Source organism: Achromobacter sp. KK8 (assembly GCF_054188005.1).
Genome location: NZ_CM135178.1, coordinates 5,601,866 through 5,625,198 on the forward strand (window position 1 = coordinate 5,601,866; position 23,333 = coordinate 5,625,198).

The 23,333-nt window shown below is 69.9% G+C and carries 24 protein-coding genes; 15 read left to right on the forward strand and 9 right to left on the reverse strand.

The window, feature by feature from the left end; all coding sequences use genetic code 11:
• Positions 1-23 precede the first annotated feature (23 nt).
• Together hpaH and hpaI are read left to right on the forward strand one after the other, a co-directional pair.
• Positions 24-827, forward strand: coding sequence for a 2-oxo-hept-4-ene-1,7-dioate hydratase (gene hpaH, locus ACVN9Z_RS25750; RefSeq protein WP_006384293.1), 804 nt, complete (start codon positions 24-26; stop codon positions 825-827).
• 14 nt (positions 828-841) lie between these two features.
• Positions 842-1,642 (forward strand): 4-hydroxy-2-oxoheptanedioate aldolase, encoded by an 801-nt coding sequence (gene hpaI, locus ACVN9Z_RS25755; RefSeq protein ID WP_054471728.1) that lies wholly within the window; start codon positions 842-844, stop codon positions 1,640-1,642.
• 111 nt (positions 1,643-1,753) lie between these two features.
• Here the strand turns inward: hpaI and ACVN9Z_RS25760 are convergent, their stop codons facing one another.
• Together ACVN9Z_RS25760 and alr are read right to left on the reverse strand one after the other, a co-directional pair.
• A complete protein-coding gene (locus ACVN9Z_RS25760; RefSeq protein ID WP_020928472.1) occupies positions 1,754-2,473 on the reverse strand; it encodes an SDR family oxidoreductase in 720 nt (239 codons plus the stop codon).
• Positions 2,474-2,737: 264 nt separating this feature from the next.
• Complete coding sequence (gene alr, locus ACVN9Z_RS25765; protein ID WP_006384296.1) at positions 2,738-3,868, reverse strand: alanine racemase; 1,131 nt, start codon at positions 3,866-3,868, stop codon at positions 2,738-2,740.
• Between the two features lie 164 nt (positions 3,869-4,032).
• Between alr and hpnC the strand changes: the two genes are divergently transcribed.
• Genes hpnC through hpnE form a run of 3 tightly spaced genes read left to right on the forward strand, consistent with a single transcriptional unit; the run spans position 4,033 to position 7,068 of the window.
• Positions 4,033-4,863, forward strand: a complete 831-nt coding sequence (gene hpnC / locus ACVN9Z_RS25770; protein ID WP_006384297.1) for a squalene synthase HpnC — start codon at positions 4,033-4,035, stop codon at positions 4,861-4,863.
• 19 nt (positions 4,864-4,882) lie between these two features.
• The gene (gene hpnD / locus ACVN9Z_RS25775) at positions 4,883-5,746 is read left to right on the forward strand and encodes a presqualene diphosphate synthase HpnD (RefSeq protein WP_006384298.1); all 864 of its coding nucleotides are present in this window, start codon (positions 4,883-4,885) and stop codon (positions 5,744-5,746) included.
• Positions 5,743-7,068 carry a hydroxysqualene dehydroxylase HpnE gene (hpnE, locus tag ACVN9Z_RS25780; RefSeq protein WP_020928474.1) on the forward strand — a complete coding sequence of 442 codons (1,326 nt, stop codon included), beginning with the start codon at positions 5,743-5,745 and terminating at the stop codon, positions 7,066-7,068. Before hpnD ends, hpnE begins: the two co-directional genes overlap by 4 nt.
• A 78-nt stretch (positions 7,069-7,146) precedes the next feature.
• Here the strand turns inward: hpnE and crcB are convergent, their stop codons facing one another.
• Together crcB and ACVN9Z_RS25790 are read right to left on the reverse strand one after the other, a co-directional pair.
• Positions 7,147-7,539, reverse strand: coding sequence for a fluoride efflux transporter CrcB (gene crcB / locus ACVN9Z_RS25785; RefSeq protein ID WP_269878267.1), 393 nt, complete (start codon positions 7,537-7,539; stop codon positions 7,147-7,149).
• Positions 7,540-7,543: 4 nt separating this feature from the next.
• Complete coding sequence (locus ACVN9Z_RS25790) at positions 7,544-8,098, reverse strand: HdeD family acid-resistance protein (RefSeq protein ID WP_006384303.1); 555 nt, start codon at positions 8,096-8,098, stop codon at positions 7,544-7,546.
• Between the two features lie 153 nt (positions 8,099-8,251).
• Between ACVN9Z_RS25790 and ACVN9Z_RS25795 the strand changes: the two genes are divergently transcribed.
• From ACVN9Z_RS25795 to ACVN9Z_RS25815, 5 genes are read left to right on the forward strand one after another with little or no spacing between them, the layout of a single operon-like run.
• A complete protein-coding gene (locus tag ACVN9Z_RS25795; RefSeq protein WP_054482155.1) occupies positions 8,252-8,878 on the forward strand; it encodes a PepSY-associated TM helix domain-containing protein in 627 nt (208 codons plus the stop codon).
• 27 nt (positions 8,879-8,905) lie between these two features.
• Positions 8,906-9,421, forward strand: a complete 516-nt coding sequence (locus ACVN9Z_RS25800; RefSeq protein WP_054471725.1) for a DUF2271 domain-containing protein — start codon at positions 8,906-8,908, stop codon at positions 9,419-9,421.
• Between the two features lie 17 nt (positions 9,422-9,438).
• Positions 9,439-10,239: a DUF4198 domain-containing protein gene (locus ACVN9Z_RS25805; RefSeq protein WP_458212795.1), complete on the forward strand. Its 801-nt coding sequence runs from the start codon at positions 9,439-9,441 to the stop codon at positions 10,237-10,239.
• A 14-nt stretch (positions 10,240-10,253) separates the two neighbouring features.
• Complete coding sequence (locus ACVN9Z_RS25810) at positions 10,254-11,267, forward strand: FAD:protein FMN transferase (protein ID WP_082395049.1); 1,014 nt, start codon at positions 10,254-10,256, stop codon at positions 11,265-11,267.
• Between the two features lie 3 nt (positions 11,268-11,270).
• Entirely contained in the window at positions 11,271-12,641 is a 1,371-nt protein-coding gene (locus tag ACVN9Z_RS25815) for a sulfite reductase subunit alpha (protein WP_110059079.1), read from the forward strand.
• Between the two features lie 65 nt (positions 12,642-12,706).
• Here the strand turns inward: ACVN9Z_RS25815 and ACVN9Z_RS25820 are convergent, their stop codons facing one another.
• A complete protein-coding gene (locus ACVN9Z_RS25820) occupies positions 12,707-13,666 on the reverse strand; it encodes a tripartite tricarboxylate transporter substrate binding protein BugE (protein ID WP_024069551.1) in 960 nt (319 codons plus the stop codon).
• A gap of 33 nt (positions 13,667-13,699) precedes the next feature.
• Entirely contained in the window at positions 13,700-15,166 is a 1,467-nt protein-coding gene (locus tag ACVN9Z_RS25825; RefSeq protein ID WP_458212796.1) for an N-acyl-D-glutamate deacylase, read from the reverse strand.
• A gap of 150 nt (positions 15,167-15,316) precedes the next feature.
• Here ACVN9Z_RS25825 and ACVN9Z_RS25830 point away from each other — a divergent pair, with 150 nt between their 5' ends.
• Positions 15,317-16,285 (forward strand): LysR family transcriptional regulator, encoded by a 969-nt coding sequence (locus ACVN9Z_RS25830; protein ID WP_038503978.1) that lies wholly within the window; start codon positions 15,317-15,319, stop codon positions 16,283-16,285.
• Positions 16,286-16,354: 69 nt separating this feature from the next.
• Here the strand turns inward: ACVN9Z_RS25830 and ACVN9Z_RS25835 are convergent, their stop codons facing one another.
• From ACVN9Z_RS25835 to ACVN9Z_RS25845, 3 genes are read right to left on the reverse strand one after another with little or no spacing between them, the layout of a single operon-like run.
• Complete coding sequence (locus tag ACVN9Z_RS25835; RefSeq protein ID WP_006385064.1) at positions 16,355-16,798, reverse strand: SRPBCC family protein; 444 nt, start codon at positions 16,796-16,798, stop codon at positions 16,355-16,357.
• A 54-nt stretch (positions 16,799-16,852) separates the two neighbouring features.
• On the reverse strand, positions 16,853-17,683 hold the full coding sequence (locus tag ACVN9Z_RS25840) for a phosphoenolpyruvate hydrolase family protein (protein ID WP_020928481.1): 831 nt from the start codon (positions 17,681-17,683) through the stop codon (positions 16,853-16,855).
• An 11-nt stretch (positions 17,684-17,694) separates the two neighbouring features.
• Complete coding sequence (locus ACVN9Z_RS25845) at positions 17,695-18,906, reverse strand: Tm-1-like ATP-binding domain-containing protein (RefSeq protein ID WP_054514870.1); 1,212 nt, start codon at positions 18,904-18,906, stop codon at positions 17,695-17,697.
• Between the two features lie 160 nt (positions 18,907-19,066).
• Here ACVN9Z_RS25845 and ACVN9Z_RS25850 point away from each other — a divergent pair, with 160 nt between their 5' ends.
• The 4 genes from ACVN9Z_RS25850 (at position 19,067) to ACVN9Z_RS25865 (ending at position 23,317) form a co-directional block, all read left to right on the forward strand.
• Positions 19,067-19,732 carry a TetR/AcrR family transcriptional regulator gene (locus tag ACVN9Z_RS25850; protein WP_026384440.1) on the forward strand — a complete coding sequence of 222 codons (666 nt, stop codon included), beginning with the start codon at positions 19,067-19,069 and terminating at the stop codon, positions 19,730-19,732.
• Between the two features lie 138 nt (positions 19,733-19,870).
• Positions 19,871-21,517 carry an S-layer protein gene (locus ACVN9Z_RS25855; RefSeq protein WP_458212797.1) on the forward strand — a complete coding sequence of 549 codons (1,647 nt, stop codon included), beginning with the start codon at positions 19,871-19,873 and terminating at the stop codon, positions 21,515-21,517.
• 172 nt (positions 21,518-21,689) lie between these two features.
• Complete coding sequence (locus tag ACVN9Z_RS25860) at positions 21,690-22,880, forward strand: NAD(P)/FAD-dependent oxidoreductase (protein ID WP_047991227.1); 1,191 nt, start codon at positions 21,690-21,692, stop codon at positions 22,878-22,880.
• A complete protein-coding gene (locus ACVN9Z_RS25865; protein WP_110059077.1) occupies positions 22,877-23,317 on the forward strand; it encodes a helical membrane plugin domain-containing protein in 441 nt (146 codons plus the stop codon). The genes ACVN9Z_RS25860 and ACVN9Z_RS25865 overlap by 4 nt, the downstream gene beginning before the upstream one ends.
• Positions 23,318-23,333 lie beyond the last annotated feature (16 nt).

A 23,333-nucleotide genomic window follows, 5' to 3' on the forward strand; every position in this document is an offset into this window, starting at 1 on the left:
TCCCTTACCTGGATATTCCCCGCATGCTTGACACTTCCACCGTGCGCGCCCTGGCGGCGCGCCTGCACGACGCCGAACGCAGCCGCCAGCAGATCCGCCAGATCTCGCTGGAGCACCCCGACATCACCATCGCCGACGCCTACGCCATCCAGCGCGCCTGGATGGACATCAAGCTGGGCGAAGGCCGCGTCAAGCGCGGCCACAAGATCGGCCTGACCTCGCGCGCCATGCAGCTGTCGTCGCAGATCGACGAGCCCGATTTCGGCATGTTGCTCGATGACATGTTCTTCGAGGACGGCGGCGACATTCCCGCCGGCCGCTTCATCCTGCCGCGCCTGGAAGTGGAGCTGGCCTTCGTGCTGGGCAAGCGCCTGCAAGGCCCGAACGTGACGCTGTTCCAGGTGTACGACGCGGTCGACTACGTGATCCCGGCGCTGGAGATCATCGATGCCCGCTCGCACGGCATCGACCCCGACAGCAAGCGCCCGCGCAAGGTGTTCGACACCATCGCCGACAACGCGGCCAACGCCGGCGTGGTGATGGGCGGCCGGCCGGTGAAGATCGGCGAACTGGACCTGCGCTGGATCGGCGCGATCCTGTCGCGCAACGCTGTGATCGAAGAAACCGGCGTGGCCGCCGGCGTCTTGAACCATCCCGCCAATGGCGTAGTATGGCTGGCGAACAAGCTGGCCGCGCACGACGTGGCGCTGGAAGCGGGCGAGATCATCCTGTCGGGGTCCTTCACCCGTCCGGTGGCCGCGCGCCCCGGCGACACCTTCAACGTCGACTACGGCGTGCTCGGCTCCGTCAACTGCCATTTCATCTGACCTCAACGCGGCCCATGGATATCCTGACCAATCAGTTCAAGCGCGCGCTGCGCGCCGGCACGCCCCAGATCGGCCTGTGGGCCGGGCTGGCCAGCGCCTACACCTCCGAGATCCTCGCCGGCGCCGGCTTCGACTGGCTGCTGATCGACGGCGAGCACGCCCCCAACACGCTGCAGACCACGCTGGCGCAGCTGCAATCGGTGGCCGCCTATCCGGTGGCGCCGGTGGTGCGCCCGGCCTGGAACGACCCGGTGCAGATCAAGCAGATCCTCGACACGGGCGCCCAGACGCTGCTGGTGCCGATGGTGCAGTCGGCCGAAGAGGCCGCCGCCGCCGTGGCCGCGGTGCGTTATCCACCCGCCGGCATCCGTGGCGTGGGCAGCGCGCTGGCGCGTTCGTCGCGCTGGAACCGCATCCCCAACTACCTGGAGCGCGCCAACGACGAGATGTGCGTGCTGGTGCAGATCGAGACGCCGCGCGGCGTCGATGCGCTGGAAGCCATCCTGGCGGTGGACGGCGTCGACGGCGCCTTCATCGGCCCGGCCGACCTGTCGGCCAGCATGGGCTACCTGGGCCAGCCCGAGCATCCCGAAGTCACCCGCGCCATCGACGCGGCCATCGGCCGCATCGTCAAGTCGGGCAAGGCGGCCGGCATCCTGCACAGCGGCGTGGCGCAGGCCAGGCACTATCTGTCGCTGGGCGCGACCTTCGTCGCGGTGGGCGTGGACGCGGTGCTGCTGGCGCGCGCGGCCGAAAAGCTGGCCGGCGAGTTCAAGGACCTCAAGCCGGTCGGCAAGGCCGGCGGGCCGTACTGAGCCCGGCGGGAAGCAACAGAAAAAACCGGCGCCCACGGGCGCCGGTTTTTCCATCGGAGGCCAGGAACGGTGTAGCCAGATGGGCCGTGCCGCCTGGCCCCATCCGGGCGATCAGGAGCGGCCGCCCAGGCTGCCGCCGCCATCCACGCCCAGCACCTGGCCGGTGATGAAGCCGGCGTCGTCCGACAGCAGGAAGGCGATGGCGGCGGCCACTTCGGCCGGCGTGCCCAGGCGCTTCATCGGCACCGAGGCCAGCGCGCGCTTTTCGCCTTCGCTGCCCGCCGGGCGGGTGGCGCGGAACATCTCGGTTTCGATGGGGCCCGGCGCCACCGCGTTGGCGGTCACGCCGTATTCGGCCAGCTCCAGCGCCCAGGTGCGGGTGCAGCCGACCAGCGCGCTCTTGGCGGCCGAATAGGCGGTGCGTTCCAGGCCGCCGTGGATGGCGCGGCTGCAGACGTTGACGATACGGCCGGCACGGCGCGCTTTCATCGATTCGATGAAGGCCTGGGTGACCTGCACGGCGACGCGCACGTTCAGGTCCAGCACGTTGTAGAGGGTGGCCAGGTCGATCTCGCCCAGCGGCTGGGGCGAGGCGATGCCGACGTTGTTGACCACGGCATCGACCGGGAATTTCTCGCGGATCTCGCGCAGCACTTCCTCGGTGCGGCCGGCGTCGGCCAGGTCACAGGCATAGAGGTAGCCGGGAAAGTCCACATCGCCGGTATTGCGCGCGATACCGACCACATGACAACCCATGTCGGACAGCCGCTGAGTAAGGGCCCAGCCTATGCCTTTGGTGGCGCCCGTGATGAGCACGCATTTGTCCTTCATGGATCGAAACCTCGTTGTTCGTTACTGGGGCGAAAACGGGCGCTTGGGCGCCCGGTCTTCAAGTAGACACCATCCGGCGTTACCTGTCTTGTAAATTGCGTAGCAATTCTTGCGTGCCGGGCACCCTCCGCCTCGGATCGGGCGCGCGGCTTTCCGGAGAAAAATCAGGCGCTTGGAAGGCGCCCGCTGCCCAGGCGCCGGAAAAACGCGCCTGGAGTGCTCAAAAAACGATCAAGGGGTGGCCAGCGACCGCGCCGGAACGCATCAGGCGTCCCGGGTGACCGGGACGCGGGGCGCCAGGGCGCAGAGCAGCTCGTAACCAATGGTGCCGGCCGCCAGCGCGACTTCGTCCACCGACGGCCCCTCTTCGCCCCACAGCGAAACCGGGGCGCCGACGCCCGCGGCCGGAATCGGGTCCAGGTCGACGATCAGCATATCCATCGAAACCCGGCCCACCAACCGGGTGCGGATGCCGGCCACGACCACCGGGGTGCCGGTGGCGGCGTGGCGCGGATAGCCGTCGGCGTAGCCGCAGGCCACGATGCCGACCCGCATGGGCCGGTCGGCCCGGAACAGCGCGCCGTAGCCAACCGAATCGCCGGCCTTCAATTCCTGCACCGCGATGATCTCGGAGCGCAGCGACATGGCCGGCTTGAGGCCGAAGGCGGCGGCCTCGGCGTCGGCGAATGGCGAGGCGCCGTACAGGCAGATGCCGGGGCGGACCCAGTGCGCCTGGGCCTCGGACCCCACGGCGATCTCGGCAAAGCGCAGCGTGGCCGCGGAGTTGCAGACGCTGATGGGTCCCGCCGCCATCTTATGCGTCACCGAATTGAACACGGCCAGTTGCTCGGTGATGCCCTGGGGACCGTCGGCGCAGGCGAAATGGGTCATCTTGCCGAGCGAGCCGATCACGCCCTGCTGTTGCAGCAGCAGCGCGCGCTCGTGGGCGGCGGGATAGGCGGCCGGGGAAAAACCCAGCCGGTTCATGCCGCTGTTGAGCTTGAGCATGATGTCGACCCGCCGCGACAGGCGCGCGCGGGCCAGCATGTCGAGCTGCTCGCGCTGGTGCACCGTGACGCTCAGGTGGTAGCGGTCGACGATGTCGAGATCGGACGGATTGAAGAAGCCTTCGAGCAGCAGGATCGGCCCGCCCCAGCCGGCCTCGCGGCAGCGCACCGCTTCGTCCAGGTCGAGCATGGCCAGGCCCTGCGCCTTGGAGAAGCCGGCGACCGCCTGCTCGATGCCGTGGCCGTAGGCATTGGCCTTGATCACCGCCCAGATCGACGGCGCCACGCCGGACGCGGCGGCGGCGGTCTGGTCGAGGTGGCGGCGCACGGCGGCCAGATTGTGGGCCAGGGCGGAAACGGAAACGGTGGCGGAAATTGGGCGGGGCATGGTATGAGATCCTGTGGCGCTTAAGTCTAACTGATCGGCGCGGCGGCGGCGCGGGGCCGCGGGCGCGCCGGTCATCTAAAATGGGTCGGCCTCCCGCCTGGGCCGCACTTGCGCCGGCGCGGCCGGAGCGCCGCGCAAAAAAGCAACCCCGCAGGACCAGACCCATGCCCATCGATCACTACGAGAATTTTCCCGTCGCCTCGCTGCTGTTGCCGCGTCGGCTGCGTGGCGCCGTGACCGATCTGTACCGGTTCGCCCGCGCCGCCGACGATATCGCCGACGAAGGCGCGGCCAGCGACGACGAACGGTTGGCCCAATTGGCCGCATTCCGCGCCGAGCTGCATCGTATCGGCGCCGAACCGGGCGCGGTGCCGGCCCCCGGCGCCCCCGAACTGGCCGGCATTTTCGTGCCGCTGGCGGCCACCATCGCCCGCCACCAGTTGCCCATCACGCCCTTCTACGACCTGCTGTCGGCCTTCGAGCAGGACATCAGCGTCAAGCGCTACGACGATTACGCCACGCTGGCCGACTACTGCACCCGCTCGGCCAACCCCGTCGGGCGGCTGATGCTGCACCTGTTCGACGCCACCGATCCGCGCGACGTGGAACAATCGGACGCCATCTGCACCGGGCTGCAATTGGTGAACTTCTGGCAGGACGTGCGGGTCGATTGGCACAAGCACCGCGTCTACCTGCCGCAGGAAGACCTGAACCGCTTCGACGTCTCGGAAGAGGACCTGGCCGCCTGCCGCCTGACGCCGGGCTGGCGCGCCCTGATGGCGTTCGAGGTGGAACGCGCCCGCGCACTGCTACACTTCGGCGCTCCGCTGGCGCGCCGCCTGCCGGGCCGCATCGGCCTGGAGCTGCGCCTGGTGGTGCAAGGCGGGCTGCGCGTGCTGGAGCGGATCGAGGCGAGCGGCTACGATGTATTCATGAACCGACCCGAATTGGGCGCCAAGGACTGGGCCATCATGCTCTGGCGCTCCATCAAGTAAGCAACCGGCCCTGCCAACTATGACCCCTGACGAGTACTGCCAGGAGAAAGCCGCCAAGAGCGGTTCCAGCTTCTACTATTCCTTCCTGTTCCTGCCGCCCGAGCGGCGTCGCGCCATCACGGCGCTGTACGCCTATTGCCGCGAGGTCGACGACGTGGTGGACGAATGCACCGACCCGTCGCTGGCGCGCATCAAGCTGGCCTGGTGGCGCACGCAGGTCGACCAGATGTTCGACGGCAAGCCCGACCATCCCGTGACCCGCGCGCTGCAGCCGCACCTGCAAAGCTGTTCGATCACCCGCGAGCGCCTGCTGGCGGTGGTCGACGGCATGGAAATGGACCTGGACCAGACCCGCTACCTGGACTGGCCCGGCCTGCGCAAGTATTGCTGGCACGCCGCCGGCGTGGTCGGCGAACTGTCGGCCGGCGTCTTCGGCTACACCGATCCGGCCACGCTGGTCTACGCCGAGAAGCTCGGCCTGGCGTTCCAGATGACCAACATCATCCGCGACGTCGGCGACGATGCCCGCCGCGGCCGCATCTACATCCCGGTCAACGACATGCAGCAGTTCGAGGTCAAGGCCTCGGACATCCTGAACGGCGAATATTCCGAACGCTTCTCGGCGCTGATGAAGTTCCAGGCCGAGCGCGCCCGCGAGCTGTACCGCGAGGCGATGCGCAGCCTGCCCGAAGCCGACCGGCGCGCGCAGCGCCCCGGCCTGATGATGGCGGCGATCTACCATGCCCTGCTCGACGAGATCGAGCGCGACAACTGGCAGGTGCTGCACCAGCGCATCTCGCTGACGCCGCTGCGCAAGCTGTGGCTGGCGTGGAAAACCTGGGTGGGCGGCGGACGCGGGCTGGTCCGCCGGTTGGCGCGGTGAAGGCCGCGGTCATCGGCGCCGGCTGGGCGGGCCTGGCGGCCAGCGTCGCCCTGCGCGAGGCCGGCGCCAAGGTCACCGTGTTCGAAGCCGGCCACACGCCCGGCGGCCGCGCCCGGCGCGTATTCCATGATGGCTTCGAATCGCCGCTGGACAACGGCCAGCACCTGCTGTCGGGCGCCTACAAGCACACGCTGGCGCTGATGCGCCGCGTGGGCCGCAATCCCGATGCCCTGCTGATGCGCCGCCCGCTGCGGCTGGCCAGCCTGGATGGGCGCTTCCGCCTGTCGGCGCCGCGCCTGCCCGCGCCCCTGCACATGGCGGTGGCGATCCTGGGCGCGCGCGGCCTGTCGTGGGCCGACCGCTACGCCACGCTGCGCCTGATGCGCGGCCTGCGCGCCATGTCCTGGACCCCGCCGCGCGACTGGACCGTGCAGCAGCTGCTGCACTATCACGCGCAGTCCGACGCCCTGATCCGCCAGGTCTGGGAACCGCTGTGCCTGGCCGCGCTAAACACGCCGGTGGCCAGCGCCAGCGCCGCGCTGTTCGCCCGCGTGCTGCGCGACAGCCTGGCCGGCCGCCGTGAAGACAGCGACCTGCTGCTGCCCTGCACCGACCTGTCTGCGCTGTGGCCCGACGCCGCCGCGCGCCAGGTCACGATGCGCTACGGCAGCACGGTGCGCCAGCTGCGGCCCTCGCAAGACGGCATCGACATCAACCAGGAACGTTTCGACGCCGCCGTGCTGGCGGTGCCGCCGGCGTTCGCCGCGCGCCTGCTGGATGCGCCGCTGCGCGCAGTGGGCGCGACCGGCCTGCTGGACGCGCTGCGGGCCTTCGACTATCTGCCGATCGCCACCCTCAACCTGCGCCTGGCCGGCCCGTGGCGCCTGCCCGAACCCATGATGATGCTGCGCGAGGAACCGGGCCGCGGCCATATCGGCCAATGGCTGTTCGACCGCGCGCAACTGGCCGGCGACGCCCAGGCCGGTGAATTGGCGGTGGTGGCGAGCGCGGCCACCGGTCTGGCCGAACGCAACCGCCAGCAGGCCATCGAGGCCCTCATCGACCAGGTGGCCGAGCAGGCCGCCGGTTATCCGCAGCGGCTGCCGCCGATGCCGGAAGTCGCGGCGGCGGAACTGTTCATCGAAAAGCGCGCCACCTTTGCGGCCGTGCCGGGCCTGACCCGGCCGTTGAACAGCACGCCGTGGCCGACGCTGGCGCTGGCAGGCGACTGGACCGACACCGGCTACCCCGGCGTGCTGGAAGGCGCGGTGCGCAGCGGCCTGGACGCGGCGCGGGTGCTGAATCCGCGGGCGGACGACTGAGGCGCGCAGCGCCCATGGCAATGCGCCGGCGCATATCGGCGCGCGCGCCGCGCCGCCTTGGCGCGGGCAGCGGCAGATTCAGCGCAACAGGTTGGCCGTCGCCAGTCCCAGGCCCGTCAGCAACAGGGACCCGAACAGGCTGAAGCCGGCGTAGCCCAGCGCGCCGCCATAGGCGCCGCGCTCGAGCATCGCCACGGTTTCGGCCGAGAAAGTCGAAAACGTGGTCAGCCCGCCCATGAAACCGGTGATGGCCCCCAGCCGCACCCAGGCCGGCCATTCGGGATGGCCGGCCACCAGCGCCAGCGCCAGTCCCACCAGATATCCCCCGGCCAGATTGACCGCCAGCGTGCCCCAGGGCCACGACTCGGTGTTGAGCCACAGGCTGACCAGCCAGCGCGCCCAGGCGCCGAACATGGCGCCCAGGCCCACGGCCAGGAAGTTCAGGGGAATCAGGGTCTGGTAGGCGGACATGGACTCAGGGCGCGCGGTGCTGCTTCAGGCGCAAGGAAAAGACCAGCAGCAGTATGCCAAAGAACACGGCGTAGATGCCGATGACCCACACCAGGGCCAGTGCGCCGGCGCCCGGCTGCAACACCAGCATGGCGCCGAACAGGATAGATACCAGGCCGGACAGCGCCAGGAACCACTCGTTGCGGATTTCCTTGCGAAAGCGGATTGCGGCGACGATCTGGAACACACCCGCCACCAGCGCCCAGATGGCGATGATGTAGAGCAGGATCAACGCCGTCAGGCCTGGCCACAGGAAGGTGACGATGCCGGCCGCCACGCCCAACAGGCCGACGATGATCAGCGCCCACAGCGGCTTGCCGCGCTCGCGGATGCGGATGCCGGCGATCAGCGCCAGCACGCCGTCGGCCAGCGCGAACGCGCCCCACACCAGCACCAGCGCCGACAAGGTGATCGCCGGCATGAACATGGCCATCAGGCCGAACAGGATGGCGACGACGCCGCGCAATGCCACCCAACCCCAGTGACGACCGATCTGATCCACGACTTGCGAGTCAAGCATGACGACCTCCGGTGGTGTGTAACGGGTGCTTTATCTTAGCCCCGCCCCGATCCGTCCGAAACCGATTGAAATCTCCTTCGCACATTAACGATGTGTTTTATAAGATTCATTCTCATTGGATGTTAGACTCCGGCCCTTGAATTCCAGCCCCCCATGGACAGTCACGCCTCCTCCCGCCGCCGGGCCTATTGGCTCAAGACGCTGCACCAATGGCATTGGATCAGCTCGGCGCTGTGCCTGCTGGGCATGCTGCTGTTCGCCATCACCGGGCTGACGCTGAACAACGCCTCCCACATCGAATCGAAGGCCGTCGTCACCACGCGCGAGGCCCGCTTGCCCGACACCGTGCGGGCGCAACTGACGGCGCCCGATGGACAGAAAAAGGCCCCGCTGCCCGTCGCCGTGGCCGACTGGCTCGACCGCGAACTGGGCGCGGCCACCGGCGGCAGGCCGGCCGAATGGTCGGCCGACGAGGTCTACCTGTCGCTGCCGCGCGCCGGCGGCGACGCCTGGCTGTCCATCGATCGCGCCAGCGGCGACATCGAATACGAACGCACCGAGCGCGGCTGGATCGCCTATCTGAATGACCTGCACAAGGGGCGCAACACCGGCCTGGCCTGGAGCTGGTTCCTCGACATCTTCGCCATCGCCTGTCTGGTCTTTGCCCTGACCGGGCTGGTACTGCTCAAGATGCACGCGGGCAACCGCGGCGCCACCTGGCCCATGGTCGGCCTGGGCGTCGTGATCCCGCTGGTACTGGCGCTGCTTTTCATTCACTGATCCATCCGATCCGCCCTGGAGATATCCATGCGCAAGCTGTTGCTGTCGGCCATGCTGGCCGGCCTGATCGCCCGAACGGCCCACGCGGCCGACATCGGCCTGTCCATCGAAGTGCCGCGGCTGGACGTGGCCGAGTACCACCGCCCCTACGTCGCCATCTGGATCGAGAACCCCGACCAGAGCGTGGCCGCCGACCTGGCCGTCTGGTACGACGTGGCCAAGAAGAACAACGAAGGCACCGAATGGCTCAAGGACATGCGCCAGTGGTGGCGCCGCAGCGGCCGCAACCAGACCTTCCCGGTCGACGGCGTCAGTGGCGCCACCAAGCCGGTGGGCAAGCATGCCCTGCGCTTCGATGCCGCCGCCAAGCCGCTGGCCGGCCTGAAGCCCGGCCAGTATGCGGTGGTGGTGGAAGCGGCACGCGAAGTCGGCGGCCGCGAGCTGCTGCGCATCCCCTTCCAGTGGCCGCCGCAGAAGGCCGAGCAATTGACCGCTCGCGGTGAACACGAGCTGGGCGCCATCGCCCTGGAACTGAAACCCTGACCCTGAGGAACGCCACCATGAAATCCGCCGCCAAACTGGCCGCCGCCCTGGCCCTGAGCCTGCCTTTCGCCGCCCAGGCCCACGACGTCTGGATGGTGCCGTCCTCGACGGTGCTGTCCGGCACCGACAGCTGGATCACCGTGGACGCCGCCGTCGGCAACGACAAGTTCTACTTCAACCACGCGCCGCTGCGCCTGGACGGCCTGGCCGTGGTGGCGCCGGACGGCTCCGCCGCCGACGCCGAGAACCTGAACCGCGGCAAGCTGCGCAGCACCTTCGACCTGCAGCTCAAGCAGACCGGCACCTACCGCATCGCCGTGGTCAACGACGGCGTGTTCGCGCGCTGGAAGGAAGACGGCAAGCCCAAGCGCTACTTCGGCAAGCCCGAGGGCCTGGCGCAGGCCGTGCCGGCCAACGCCGCCGACCTGGAGGTCACGCAAAGCCTGGGCCGCGTCGAGACCTTCGTCACCGCCGGCAAGCCCAGCGCGGTCAAGCCCGTCGGCCGCGGCCTGGAACTGGCGCCGGTGACGCACCCGAACGATCTCTACGCCGGCGAAGCGGCCAGCTTCCAGATGCTGCTGGACGGCAAGCCCGCCGCCGACCTGGACGTCACCATCGTGCCGGGCGGCGCCCGCTACCGCGACAAGGTCGGCGAGATCGCCGTCAAGACCGACAAGGACGGCAAGTTCTCGGTGAAGTGGCCGCAACCCGGCCTGTACTGGGTCGAAGCCGGCGCCGAGGACGCCAAGGTGACGGTGGCCCAGGCCAAGAAGCGCCGCCTGTCGTACGCCGGCACCGTCGAAGTGCTGCAACCCTGACAGCCGCCGACCGCATGCCGGACACGCCCTCCTACGCGCCGCGCGGCGCGGTCGCGGCAACGCCGCGGGTCAGCTTCGGCGGCCTGCCGGCGCGCCCCGCCGCGCTGGCGGGCGCCACCATGGGCACCACCTGGTCGGCGCGGCTGTCCCTGCCCGCCGGCCTGGGCGACGGCGCCGCGCGCCAGGCGATCCAGGCAGCCCTGGACGAGGTGGTGGCGCAGATGAGCACCTGGGAGACCGAGTCCGACATCAGCCGCTACAACCGCGCCGGCCCCGGCTGGCGCGCGCTGCCGGCGGCCTTCTTCCACGTGCTGCAACACGCGCTGGCGCTGGCCGAGGACAGCGGCGGCGCCTACGACCCCACCGTCGGTCCGCTGGTCAATGCCTGGGGTTTCGGCCCCTGGCAGCGCGCCTTCGAACCGCCCTCTCCCGCCGCGATCGACGCCGCGCGCCAGCGCTGCGGCTGGCGTCGGGTGGCGCTGGACGCGGCGCGCGGCGCCGCCTTCCAGCCGGGCGGCGTCTACCTGGACCTGTCTTCCATCGCCAAGGGCTACGGCGTGGATCGCGCCGCGCAGGCGCTGGACGCGCTTGGCATCACCGACTACTTGGTCGAAGTGGGCGGCGAGCTGCGCGCGCGCGGCCAGCGCCCCGACGGCCAGCCCTGGCGCGTGGCGGTGGAAGTGCCGGATGGCAGCGACGCGCACGCGCTGGCCCTGCCGCTGCGCGACCTCGCCATCGCCACCTCGGGCGACTACCGCCGTTTCGCCGGCGAAGGCGCGGCCCGCTATGCCCACACCATCGACCCGCGCAGCGGCCAGCCGGTGCGCAACGGCGTCGCCTCGGTCACGGTGCTGCATGCCGGCTGCATGCAGGCCGATGCGCTGGCCACCGCGCTGACGGTGCTCGGCGAGCGCGATGGACTGGCCTACGCCGAGCGCCACCGCCTGGCGGCGCTGTTCATCGTGCGCGACGCCGATGGCTACCGCGTCGGCGCCAGCGCGGCCTTCCAGGCCCTGGCCGCGCGCTGAGTCATGACGTCCCGCTGGATCGCCGCCGCGTGCGTGGTGCTGGCCTGGCTGCTGCTGTGCGGCTGGGCCTGGCGTCGCGCGCGGCGACGTCAGGCGCAGGCGGCGCAGGCCCTGCGGGACCTGGACGCCCCCCAGGCGGACGACGCCATCCTGGTGGCCTACGCCAGCCAGACCGGCCAGGCCGAAGCGCTGGCGGCGCAGACCGCGCAATCGCTGCGGACCGGCGGCCTGGCGGTGCGTGTCGCGCCCCTGGCGCAACTGGATGGCGCGCGCCTGGCCGCCAGCGGCCGCATCCTGTTCATCGCCAGCACCTACGGCGAAGGCGATGCGCCCGACGCGGCCGCGGCCTTCGCCAGCCAGACGATGCAGGCCGCGACGCCGCCGCTGGACGGCCTGCGCTACGCGGTGCTGGCGCTGGGCGACAGCGACTACGCGCATTTCTGCGGCTTCGGCCGCCGCCTCGATGAATGGCTGCGGCAACAGGGCGCCACGCCGCTGTTCGACCGGGTCGAGGTGGACGGCGGCGATCCGGCGGACCTGCGCCATTGGCAACATCACCTGGGCCTGCTGGCCGGCCGCGCCGACCTGCCCGACTGGGAGACGCCTGCCTACGAAGCCTGGCGGCTCGCCGGCCGCGAACTGCTCAATCCCGGCAGCGAAGGCGGCCCCTGCTACCTGCTGACGCTGGCCCCGCCCGCGAGCGGCGCGCCCGTCTGGCTGGCGGGCGACATCGCCGAAATCGGCCCGCGCCTGGCGCGCGGCGGCGCGCTGCAACCGCATCGCGAGTATTCGATCGCATCGCTGCCGGCCGATGGCGTGCTGCAGTTGCTGGTGCGCCAGATGCGCAAGCCCGATGGCACGCTGGGCGTGGGCAGCGGCTGGCTGACGCACATCGCGCAGCCAGGCGACAGCATCGCGCTGCGCATCCGCGGCAACCGCAACTTCCATGCGCCCGTCGACGGCCGGCCAATGATCCTCATCGGCAACGGCACCGGCCTGGCCGGCCTGCGCGCCCTGATCAAGGCGCGCCGCGCCGCCGGGCACGAGCGCAACTGGCTGGTGTTCGGCGAACGGCACGCGGCGCACGACAACTTCTGCGGCGACGAGATCGCGGCCTGGCGCCGGGACGGCACGCTGGCGCGCGTGGACAGCGTGTATTCGCGCGACCAGCCCGGGCGCCGCTACGTGCAGCATTGCCTGCTGGAGCAGGCCGCCGACGTGCGCGCCTGGATCGACGAGGGCGCCGCGATCTATGTCTGCGGCAGCCTGCAAGGCATGGCCGGCGGCGTGGATGCCGCCCTGCGCGACATCCTGGGCGCCGAACGCCTGCAAGCCCTGCAGCACGACGGCCGCTACCGGCGCGACGTGTACTGAGGCCGCGCCGGCGTCGCGCGCGCGAGCGCCGGGCCGCCCGTTGCAAGCGGCTCGCGCAACCCGGCTTATTGCAGCTTGATCTGCGCGCGCTCGATCACCGACTTCCAGCGATCGCGTTCGGCGCGGATCTGTTCGCCGAACTCGGCCGGCGTATTGCCGAGCGGGAAGGCGCCGGTCTCCTCCATCTTGGCGGCGGTGGCGGGGTCGCGCACCGCCTGGGCGAAGGCCTGCGCGAGCTTGTCGCGCACGTCCGCCGGCATGCCCGCCGGCCCCACCACGCCGTACCAGGCGGTGACGTCGTAATCCTTGTAGCCCTGCTCGGCGAAGGTCGGCACGTCCGGCAGGCGCGGGTTGCGCGCGGTCCCGGTGATGGCCAGCGCCCGCAGGTGATTGCTCTTGATGTAGGGCAGCGACGACGGGAAGTTGTCGAAGATCACCGGCACCACGCCGCCCACCGTGTCGGTCAAGGCCGGCGCCGAGCCGCGGTACGAGATGCTGTTCATCTTGCCCCCGGTGATCTGCAGGAACCAGATCATGCCCAGGTCATTGACGCCGCCGGCGCCGGCATTGGCGTAGCCGTCCTTGCCCGGATTGGCGCGCACGTGCGACACGAACTCGGCCAGCGTCTTCGCCGGGTATTGCGGGTTGACGCTGAGGATGTTGGGGCTGGTCACCAGGTTGCTGATGGGCGTGAAGTCCTTGACCGGGTCGTAGGCCAGCTTGGGGAACAAGTGCGGCGCGGTGCCATGGGTGCTGACGGTCGCCAGCCCCACGGTGTAGCCGTCCGGCTTGGCGCGCGCGGTGGCGGCCATGCCGATGGTGCCGGAGGCGCCGGTGCGGTTCTCTACCACCACCTGCTGCCCCAGGATCTCGCCCGCCTTGGCGGCGGCCAGGCGGCCGACGATATCGGTGGGGCCGCCGGCCGGGAACGGCACGATCAAGGTGATGGGACGGTCGGGGAATTCGGCGTGCGCCGCGGGCAACAGGGCGGCCAGCGCCAGGGCGGCGCAAGTCTTGCGGATCATGGGGTTGTCTCCTGTGGGGATCGGTTCTGCTTGTTATCGGGAAAATTCCGGCGCGCCCGCGATGCTGGCGTCGCGGCGCAGGATCCTGCCGGGGCGATGCGCCGGGGGGGCTTGCGGGAACACCGCGCAGCCGTTGACCAGCACGTGCTCGATGCCGGCCGAGGCCAGCGTCGGCGCGTCCCAGGTGGCGCGGTCGCACACCGTGTCGGCGTCGAACACGACCACGTCGGCCCAGGCGCCCACGGCCAGCCGGCCGCGATCGGCCAGGCCGAACACGCGCGCCGGCAGCGCGGTCATCTTGGCCACGGCGGCCTCCAGCGTCAGCAGTTCGGCTTCGCGCACGTAGCGGCCCAGCACGCGCGTGAAACTGCCCCACAGGCGGGGGTGCGGATGGGCGTCGTTGGGCAGGCCATCCGAGCCGACCATGCAGCATTCGTGCTGGAAGATGCGGCGCACCTCGTTCTCGTCCATGGCGAAGTAGATCGCGCCCGCCGGGCACAGGCGGCGCGCCGCCGTGACCGCGTCGCAGCCCCAGCGCGCGGCGATCTCGGCCAGCGACTGGCCGCCGCATTCGGGATGCGGGGTCGACCAGGTGATGCGGATGTCGTCGATCTGGTCGGCGCGCTCGGGTATCAGGATGGTGGAGCTGCCCGGATACGGGTAGATATCCAGCGCCACGTCGACGCCGGCGGCGCGGGCGCGGTCGATGTTGGCCAGCGTGGCGGCGCTCTTGCCCCAGTTGGCCGGCATCATGCATTTGTGGTGCGACAGCACCGTGGCGCAGCCGGTGCGGCGACCGACCGCCAGCACCTCGTCGACGGCGGCCTCAACTGCGTCGCCCTCGTTGCGGATGTGGCTGGTGTGCAGCGCGCCGCGCGCCGCCGCGACGCGCGCCAGGCCGTCCAGTTCGGCTTGCTCGGCGACGCCGCCGGGCTGGTAGGCCAGGCCCGTGCTGAATCCCACCGCGCCGGCCTCCAGCGCGTCGGCCAGCATGCGCTCCATCGCCCGCTGCTCCTTGGCGCTGGGCCGTGCCGCCGGATCGCGCATGGCGGCCAGGCGCAGGTTGGCGTGGCCCACCAGGGCGGCCACGTTGATCATCGGCCGCTGCGCCTCCAGCGCGCCGAAGTACGTGGCCATGTCCGCGAACAGCGGCGAGTCGCCCAGCAGGGCCAACGCCGCGGCGGTATTGCCCGGCAGCGGCGCCGGCGCGCCGCTGATGCCGCAGTTGCCGACCACCACCGACGTGATGCCCTGGCTGGTCTTCCATTCCAGGCCCGGTTTTTCCACGAACATCAGGTCATCGTGGCCATGGGTATCGATGAAGCCGGGCGCGACGATCCTGCCGCCGGCATCGAGGCGCCGGTCCGCTGGCGCGGCCGACAGGTCGCCGATGGCGGCGATGCGCTCGCCACGGATGCCGACGTCGGCGCGGCGGCGCGGCCCGCCCAGCCCGTCGATCACCCAGCCGCCTTCGATGACCAGATCCAGTTTTTCCTGCATGCAACTTCCGCCTTGATGGGGCCGGCGATGACGCCGGCCGCTTGTGCGGCCCGCCCGTGGACGGCCCTGGTGCTTGATGAAGCCCCTAGTATCGTCCGGCCGATCAATCTGGAAAAATTGTTTTTATTGATCCATCTATCGTGATTTGAAATGTATCGCCTGCCCAAGCACGTCACCCTCAAGCACCTGACCGCGTTCGTCGCGGTGGCGCAGGAGTCCAGTTTCACCCACGCCGGCAAGCGCCTGTTCCAGACCCAGTCGTCGGTCACCAGCCTGGTGCGCCAGCTGGAGGAAGCGCTGGCCACCCGGCTGTTCGCGCGCACCAGCCGGCGCGTGCTGCTGACCGCGGCGGGCGAGGAATTCCTGCCGCGCGTGATGCGCCTGTTGGCCGATTTCGACGGCGCGATCGAGGACGTGGTGCGCTTCGGCGCGCTGGAGCGCGGCCGTGTCGGCGTGGCGGCCGCGCCCTCGGCCATCACCCAGGTGATCGCGCCGGCGGCGGCGGCATTCGCGGCGCAGTACCCCGCCATCCGCCTGTACCTGAGCGACGACAACTCCGGCCGCATCCAGCGCAAGGTGGCCGCGCGCGAAGTCGATTTCGGCCTGACCAGCCGCTGGGCCGACGCGCCCGGCCTGCAGTTCGACGCGCTGCTGGAGGATCGCTTCGGCGTGCTGTACCGGCGCGACGACGCCAGCCTGCGGCCGGGGCGCGACGGCGCCATGCGCTGGTCCGACCTGGCGGGCCGCAAGCTGGTGGGGGTGGTGGACGAGACCGGCATCATGGCACTGCTGCGGGCCCGCGCGGACCTGCCGATCGAAGCCGCCGCGCCGTTCTACGAGGCCTCCAGCACCACTTCCCAGGCAGCGTTGGTGAAGGCCGGCATGGGCGTAGCGCTGCTGCCGGCGCTGGCGGCGCAACGCGTGCTGGAACCCGGACTGGACTACGCGCTGCTGGCGCGGCCCACGGTGGTGCGCACGCTGTGCATCATCCGCCACAAGGAGCACGCGCTGAGCCCGGCGGCCGAAGCGCTGATCCGCGCCATCCGCGACTACCTGCGCGGCGCGCCGTTGCCGGCCGGCTGCAAGCTGGCCGCGGGCGCGACCCGCCGGCGCGCCTGAGGCGGATCGGCGTCGCCACGGCAACGCCGGCGGGGCATGCGCCCGCCCCGCCGCGACGATACGCGCCGCTCAGGCGCGCAGCTTTTCGTCCAGCGCCGCCAGTCCGGCGGCGAACACGCCCTGCCCCACGGCGGTTGCCACCGCCTGCAGGTCGGCGCCATCCTCGACGCGGAAGTCGGCCCACCATTCGACCAGCGTGGCACCGCTCTCGGTGATCGCGCGCAAGGCGACGCCGGCGACATAGTCGCGCATCGGCAGGTCGGTCTCGATGATCGAATAGCGCAGCGCCGTGCCCGGATCGTCCAGCATCAGCAATTGCTCGCGCACGAAGCCCGAGGGCTTGAGCGACAGGTAGCGCACCGAGCCGATGGCATCATGGCGGCCGCCTTCTTCCAGACGGCTTTGCGCGATGCCGGGATGCCATCCCGCCAGGCCGTTGAAATCACGAAACAGCGGCCAGACCTTGGCCAGCGGCGCCTGGACGATGGCGCTGGTGTAGACGGTATGCGGCATGCGGACTCCTGACGGGCGCGCAGCGCCCCGGCGGAAACGGATGAAGGGGAAAACTCAGAATGTCAGTTGCTTGAACTCGCGGGTGGCGGCGGTCAGCGCCTGTTCGGTGGGCAGGCGCTCCATCGAGCTGGCGCCGTAGAAGCCATGGCAATGCCGGCAGTGGCGCAGGATGTGGGCGGCGTCCTCGGGCGTGGCGATGGGGCCGCCGTGGCACAGCACGATCACGTCCGGACGCACGGCCAGCGCGGCCGCGGCGATGCGGTCGATGGCGGCGACGCAGTCATCCAGCGTCAGCGCGGTCTCGGCGCCGATCGAGCCGCCGGTGGTCAGGCCCATGTGCGCGACGATGATGTCGGCGCCGGCCTGCGTCATCGCCACGGCGTCGTCCTCGTTGAACACGTAGGGCGTGGTCAGCATGCCCTTTTCGTGCGCCAGGCGGATCATGTCCACTTCCAGCGCGTAGCCCATGCCGGTCTCTTCCAGGTTGGCGCGGAAGGTGCCGTCGATCAGGCCCACGGTGGGGAAATTCTGCACGCCGGCAAAACCCTGGCGCTTGAGATCGTCCAGGAACACGTCGAAGTCGCAGAACGGATCGGTGCCGTTGACGCCGGCCAGCACCGGCGTGCGCTTGACCACCGGCAGCACTTCGCGGCCCATGTCGACCACGATCTCGTTGGCGTTGCCGTAGGCCAGCAGGCCGGCCAGCGAGCCGCGCCCGGCCATGCGGTAGCGGCCCGAGTTGTAGATCACGATCAGGTCGATGCCGCCCGCTTCCTCGCACTTGGCGGACAGTCCGGTGCCGGCGCCGCCGCCCACGATGGGGGTGCGGTCGCGCACCATGGCGCGGAACTTGTCCAGCAGTTGGTTACGGTCAAAGCGCGGCATGGCGGCAATCCTCAGTGTGTGGCGATGTCGAGAAACTGTTCAACCGCGGTGCGGGCGAACAGCGGGTCGTTGATGTGGCAGGGCACGCGCACCAGGCGGCGGTCGGCGGTCTGCACCAGATTGGCCTGCAGCGCCTCGAACAAGGCCGCGTCGGCCTGCGGGTCCCAGAATGCCTGGCCCGGCGCGTCCAGCGCCGACACGCCGCCTTCGGGGATCAGGAAGCGCACGGGGCCGTCGCAGCGGTTCAGCCGCTCAGCGATCCATTCGCCCTGGCGGCGGTTCTCTTCCGCCGTGGTGCGCATCAGCGTCACCTGCGGGTTGTGGGGATAGAAGGTGCGGCCCTGGTAGCGCTCGGGCACCGAATCCATGGCGCCGAAATTGACCATGTCGAGCGCGCCGCAGGAACCCACGTACGGCGCCCGGGTGCGCGCCACGGCGCCGAAGCGGTCCTCGGTGCAGGCCAGCACGCCGCCGAACAGGAAGTCGCAGACCTCGGTGGTGGTCAGGTCCAGCACGCCGGACAACAGATGGCTGTCGAGCAGCTTTTCCATCGACTGGCCGCCGGTGCCGGTGGCGTGAAACACCAGGCAGTCGTAGCGCGATTCGAGCAGCGGCGTCACCTGCTGCACGCAGGCGGTGGTGACGCCGAACATGGTGATGCCGACGGCCGGACGGCTGTCGTCGCCGGCCACGCTGGCGGCCAGGCGGAAGGCGCCGCCGATGGCGCCGGCGGCATTGGCCAGCACGCGGCGCGAGATGCGGTTCAGGCCGGCCACGTCAGTCACGGAATACATCATGGCGATGTCCGACGGCCCGACATAGGGCGCGACGTTGCCCGACGCCATGGTCGATACCATCAGCTTGGGCACGCCGATGGGCAGCGCGCGCATGGCTGGCGTGATGAGCGCGGTGCCGCCGGAACCGCCCAGGCCCAGCAAGGCGCCGATATCGGGGTTGGCGGCCGCGTAGCGTTCGAACGCCAGCGCCATGGCCGCGATGGCGGTGCCGCGGTCGCCGGTGAAGACGGCCTGCTCGCCCCGCGGATGGCTGCGGGCCACTTCCCGCGCCTGTACCTGCGCCGCGCTGGCCGCGCCCGTGGTGGACACGTCCACCGAGACCACGTCCAGGCCTTCGCGCTTGAGCAGCGCAACCACGTACTCGGCCTCGTGGCCCTTGGTATCGTAGGTGGCGGCCACGAAGACCCGCCGATTCGAATGCGTCATGACTCCTCCGCGGGCGGCTACACTCGGTGCGCGCCTCGATATGTCTGGGGCCGCCCAGGGCCTGTAGAATCAAGAAATGAGACGAAAGAATCATACTGAGACACCTGTCTCACGTCAAACCACGACACCCGCCCCCAAGCCGCCGGCCGCGCCCGCGCGCCTGATCGCGCCCGCCAGCCGCCAGGCCGCAGCCAGCGGCGAGCCGCCGCACGGGCCGCGCGCGCGCATGCGCAAGATCCTGCTGGACGCCGCGCAGCGGCTGATGGCGCAAGGCATCACGCCGTCGGTGGCGGAGCTGGCCGAGCATGCCCAGGTGTCGCGCGCCACCGCCTACCGCTACTTTCCCAGCCAGAGCGCGCTGATCGCCGCCGTGGTCGACGAGAGCCTGGGCCCGATCCTGGCGTGGGACTCGGCCGCGCCGGACGCCGCCACCCGCGTGGATGAACTGCTGCGTTTCGCCTATCCGCGCCTGCAAGCGCACGAAGCGCCGCTGCGCGCCGCCATCCAGGTGTCGTTGCAGCAGCATGCGGATGCCAGCGCCGGCCGCGCCGGCAACGAACCCCGGCTGGTGCGCGGCCATCGCGTCGACATCCTCAGGCGCGCCATCGCGCCGCTGGCCGGCGTGCTGACGCCGGCGCAGCAGGATCGCGTGGCGCAGGCGCTGTCGCTGGTCTACGGCACCGAAGTGTTCCTGGTGCTCAAGGACATCTGGGGCCTCGGCCAGGCCGAGGTCACCGAGGTCGCCCGCTGGACCGCCAATGCCATCATCCGGCAGGCGCTGGCCGACGTCGCCGACGCGCCGGCGGCCGATCCGCGCAGGCGCTGAGCGCCGCGCGCGCCGCCCGAGGCGCAGCCACGGCCTCGCCCCGCATACCCTGTCATTGCCACGTCACCCGCGCGCCTCATAGTGCGGGCCTTCGCGGCGCCGCGCCTCCTAGCGGCCCGCATGACGCTGGAGCATTGAATGCAGTTCGAAGTAACCCGCCTGCGGCGGACCCTGATGCCGCTGTCGCTGGCTTGCGTAACCCTGTTGAGCGCCTGTGGCGGCAGCGATGACGACGATGAGCCCCCCGCCGTCACGCCGCCCCCGGTCGTGACCGACCCCACGCCGCCGGTCCGCACGGGCGCCTGGAGCGCCGGCGATCTGCACGTGCACACCATCCAGTCCGACGACGCGCAGACCACGCTGGAAAGCGTGCTGGACCAGGCCTTCGACCGCTACAAACTGGACTGGGCCGCGCTCTCTAACCACCTGCGCATGTCCGGGCGCGACCACACCGGCCTGGCGATCCCGGGCGGATCGATTCCGTTCTCGACCGGCATGGCGCGCTACGAAGTGCCGTTCATCAAGCAGGCACAGGCCGCGGGCCGCTACGCCGGCAAGATCATCTTCTCGTCGTTCGAGTGGGACATGCCCACGCACGATCACGTCAACATCGGCATCGGCACCAACGACCCGATGTCCGAGAAGTCGCTGCGCGCCGTGGCCGAGTTCGAATACCTCTACACCAACAAGGCCGCCAACCTGTTCGATCCGCAGCTGGTATCGGACCTGGCCGGCCAGGCGCGCGCCTACACCACCCACGCCGATTCGCTGACGGCGCTCAAGTGGCTGCGCGACAGGCACCCCGACAGCTACATGCTGCTGAATCACCCGTCGCGCTACGCCGGCAAGTACACCATCGGCCAATTGCGTGAGATGCACGACCTGGCGCCGTCGATCTTCTTCGCCATCGAAGGCATGGTGGGCAACCAGATGGAACCCGACCGCGGCGGCTACGCCGAGGCCTACACGGCCGACAAACTGCCCAACCGCACCTACGGCGGCGTCGACTACCTGGTGGCCAAGCTCGGCGGCACCTGGGACGCGCTGCTGGGCGAAGGCCGCCGCATCTGGACCGTGGCCGATTCGGACTTCCATTTCCGCGTCAACGCCCCCGGCCAGTACAGCAGCGGCTACGCGCCGGGCGAATACGCCAAGACCTATGTCTGGAAGGACGGCAAGGACATGGCGGCGGTGGTCGCGGGCCTCAAGAGCGGCCGCCTGTTCGGCGTGTTCGGCGACCTGATCGACGCGCTCGAATTCCAGGCGCGCGGCGCCTCGGGCACCGCGCAGATGGGCGGCGAACTGGTGGCGGCCAAGGGCGAGCAGGTGGAAGTGACCATCCGCTTCCGCAGCCCCGGCAGCAACCATTACGAATACCCGATCGAAAGCGGCAACCCGACCTACGTCAAGCCGACCGTGCATCACGTCGACCTGATCGTGGGCGACGTCGGCGCCCGCGCCGCCGCCGGCACCCCGGCCTATGACAATGCCACCAATCCGAGCACCCGGGTGCTGGGCCGCTACACCAGCAAGGACTGGACGGTGGACCAGGACGGCTACAGCGTCATCAAGGTCAAGCTGACCGCGGACAAGAGCCAGTACCTGCGCCTGCGCGGCACCAACCTGGCGCCCGACGTGGCCGGTGAAACCGCCAACGGCGAACCGCTGGCGGACGCCAAGATCGACCTGGCCGACAACGCGGCCCGCTTCAACGCCATCAACGCGCGCAACTACAACGACCTGTGGTTCTATTCGAATCCGGTGTTCGTCACCGTCAAACAGTAGGACGGCTCGCGCCGGCGCGGCATGTCGAGCCGCGCCGGCCCGGCCCGAAACGCGAGCGGCACGGATTCTCTTTTATAAGTCACAGTTATTTTGTTGACCACCAACCCCTCTCTTGCTACATATGAGGGCGCAACTGCACTTGGTTCCTGATTATTCTCATCGGAGGATTTTTATGAGCAAGCGAATTGTTGTCGTGGGAGGCGGGGTCGGCGGCACCATGCTGGCCAACCAACTGGTGCACAAGCTCTACCCCGAAGTGACGGCCGGCAAGGTCAGCATCATGCTGCTGTCCGATTCGCCGGATCATTACTACAAGCCGGCCTTCATGTATGTGGCGTTCAATCTGTTCTTTCAGGAAGAACTCAAACGCCCCGAACGTTCCCTGCTGCGGCCCGAGATCGAGTTCCGCGTCGACAAGGTGACGCGCTTCGATTTCGATGCCCAGCAACTGCACACCCGCGGCGGCAAGCGCCACGGCTACGACTACCTCGTCATCGCCACGGGCTGCGTGCCCGCCCCCGAGCGCATCGAGGGACTGCGCGAAGCGGGCGATCATTTCTACCAGTACGAGCCGGCGCGGCAACTGGCCAGCCGCCTGGCCACGATCGAGCGCGGCCGCGTATTCGTCAGCGTCACCTTTCCCAAGACGCCGAACGTGCCGCACCAGTGCGGCATCGCGCCGATCGAGACCACGCTGATGCTGGATGACTATCTGCGCCGCCGCGGCGTGCGCGACCGCGTCGAGATCGTCTACACCTACCCGACCACCTCGCAACTGCTGCGTAACTGCCTGTTCCTGCAAAAGCCCACCTGCGAAGTGCTGCCGGCCATCTTCGAACAGCGCGGCATCCGGTTCCAGCGCGGCTTCACGCTGGCGAAGGTGGACCCCGACCGGCGCATCGCCTATTCGGAAGAAGGCGTCGAGCAACCCTTCGACATCCTCATGGCCACGCCGCCGATCCGCGCGGTCGATGCGGTGCTGGAATCGGGCGCCTCGCAGGCGCCCGACAACGAAGGCTGGCTGCCGACCGATCACGAGACCATGCAGGTCTACGGCCTGCGCAACGTCTACGTGATCGGCGACACCGTGGACCTGCCGGTCAGCAAGGCCGGCGGCTCGTGCCACAACCAGGCGCCCGTCATCGCCAACAACATCGCCGGCGAGATCCGGCTGGGCCATCCCTGCAGCGCGTACGACGGCCGGGTGCAGGCCGTGGCGCAGATGGGCCTGAACGCCGGCATGCCGCTCTGGTACGACTACACCCATGACGTGCGGCCGACACCGCCGACCAAGCTGGGCGGGTTGCTGCGCCATGGTTTCAACCGGGGCCTGTACTGGTCCGTCGCCAGGGGAATGCTATGAACGCTCCGCACGACAACAGCCTGCCCGCGGCCGGGCAATGCGCCGCCGTGTTCGACGCGCCGCCCGCGGCCGGCGGCAACGATGCGCTGGCGCAACTGGCGGACAAGCTGCAACCGCTGGCCGACAGCGGACGCCTGGACAATATCGTCGACCTGCTGGCGCTGGCGTCCGACCTGGTCGACCTGCTCGATGCGTCGATGGTGGAAAAACTGGGCGCGCTGTCGGAGCAGGCCACGGGCGCCGCCTGGACCCTGTCCAACGCCTGGCGCGCGGCCCAGGCGCAAGGGTTGCAAGAGGCGCGCCCGCCGGGCCTGGGCGGACTGTTCCAGCTCTCGCGCGACGAGGATACGCGGCGCGGGCTGGCGCTGGTGCTGCGGACGCTGCAAGGGCTGGGCCGGCAATTGGGTGATCAGCGGCAGGACTACGCCGCCTCCTGATGCGGTAGGCCGGCAC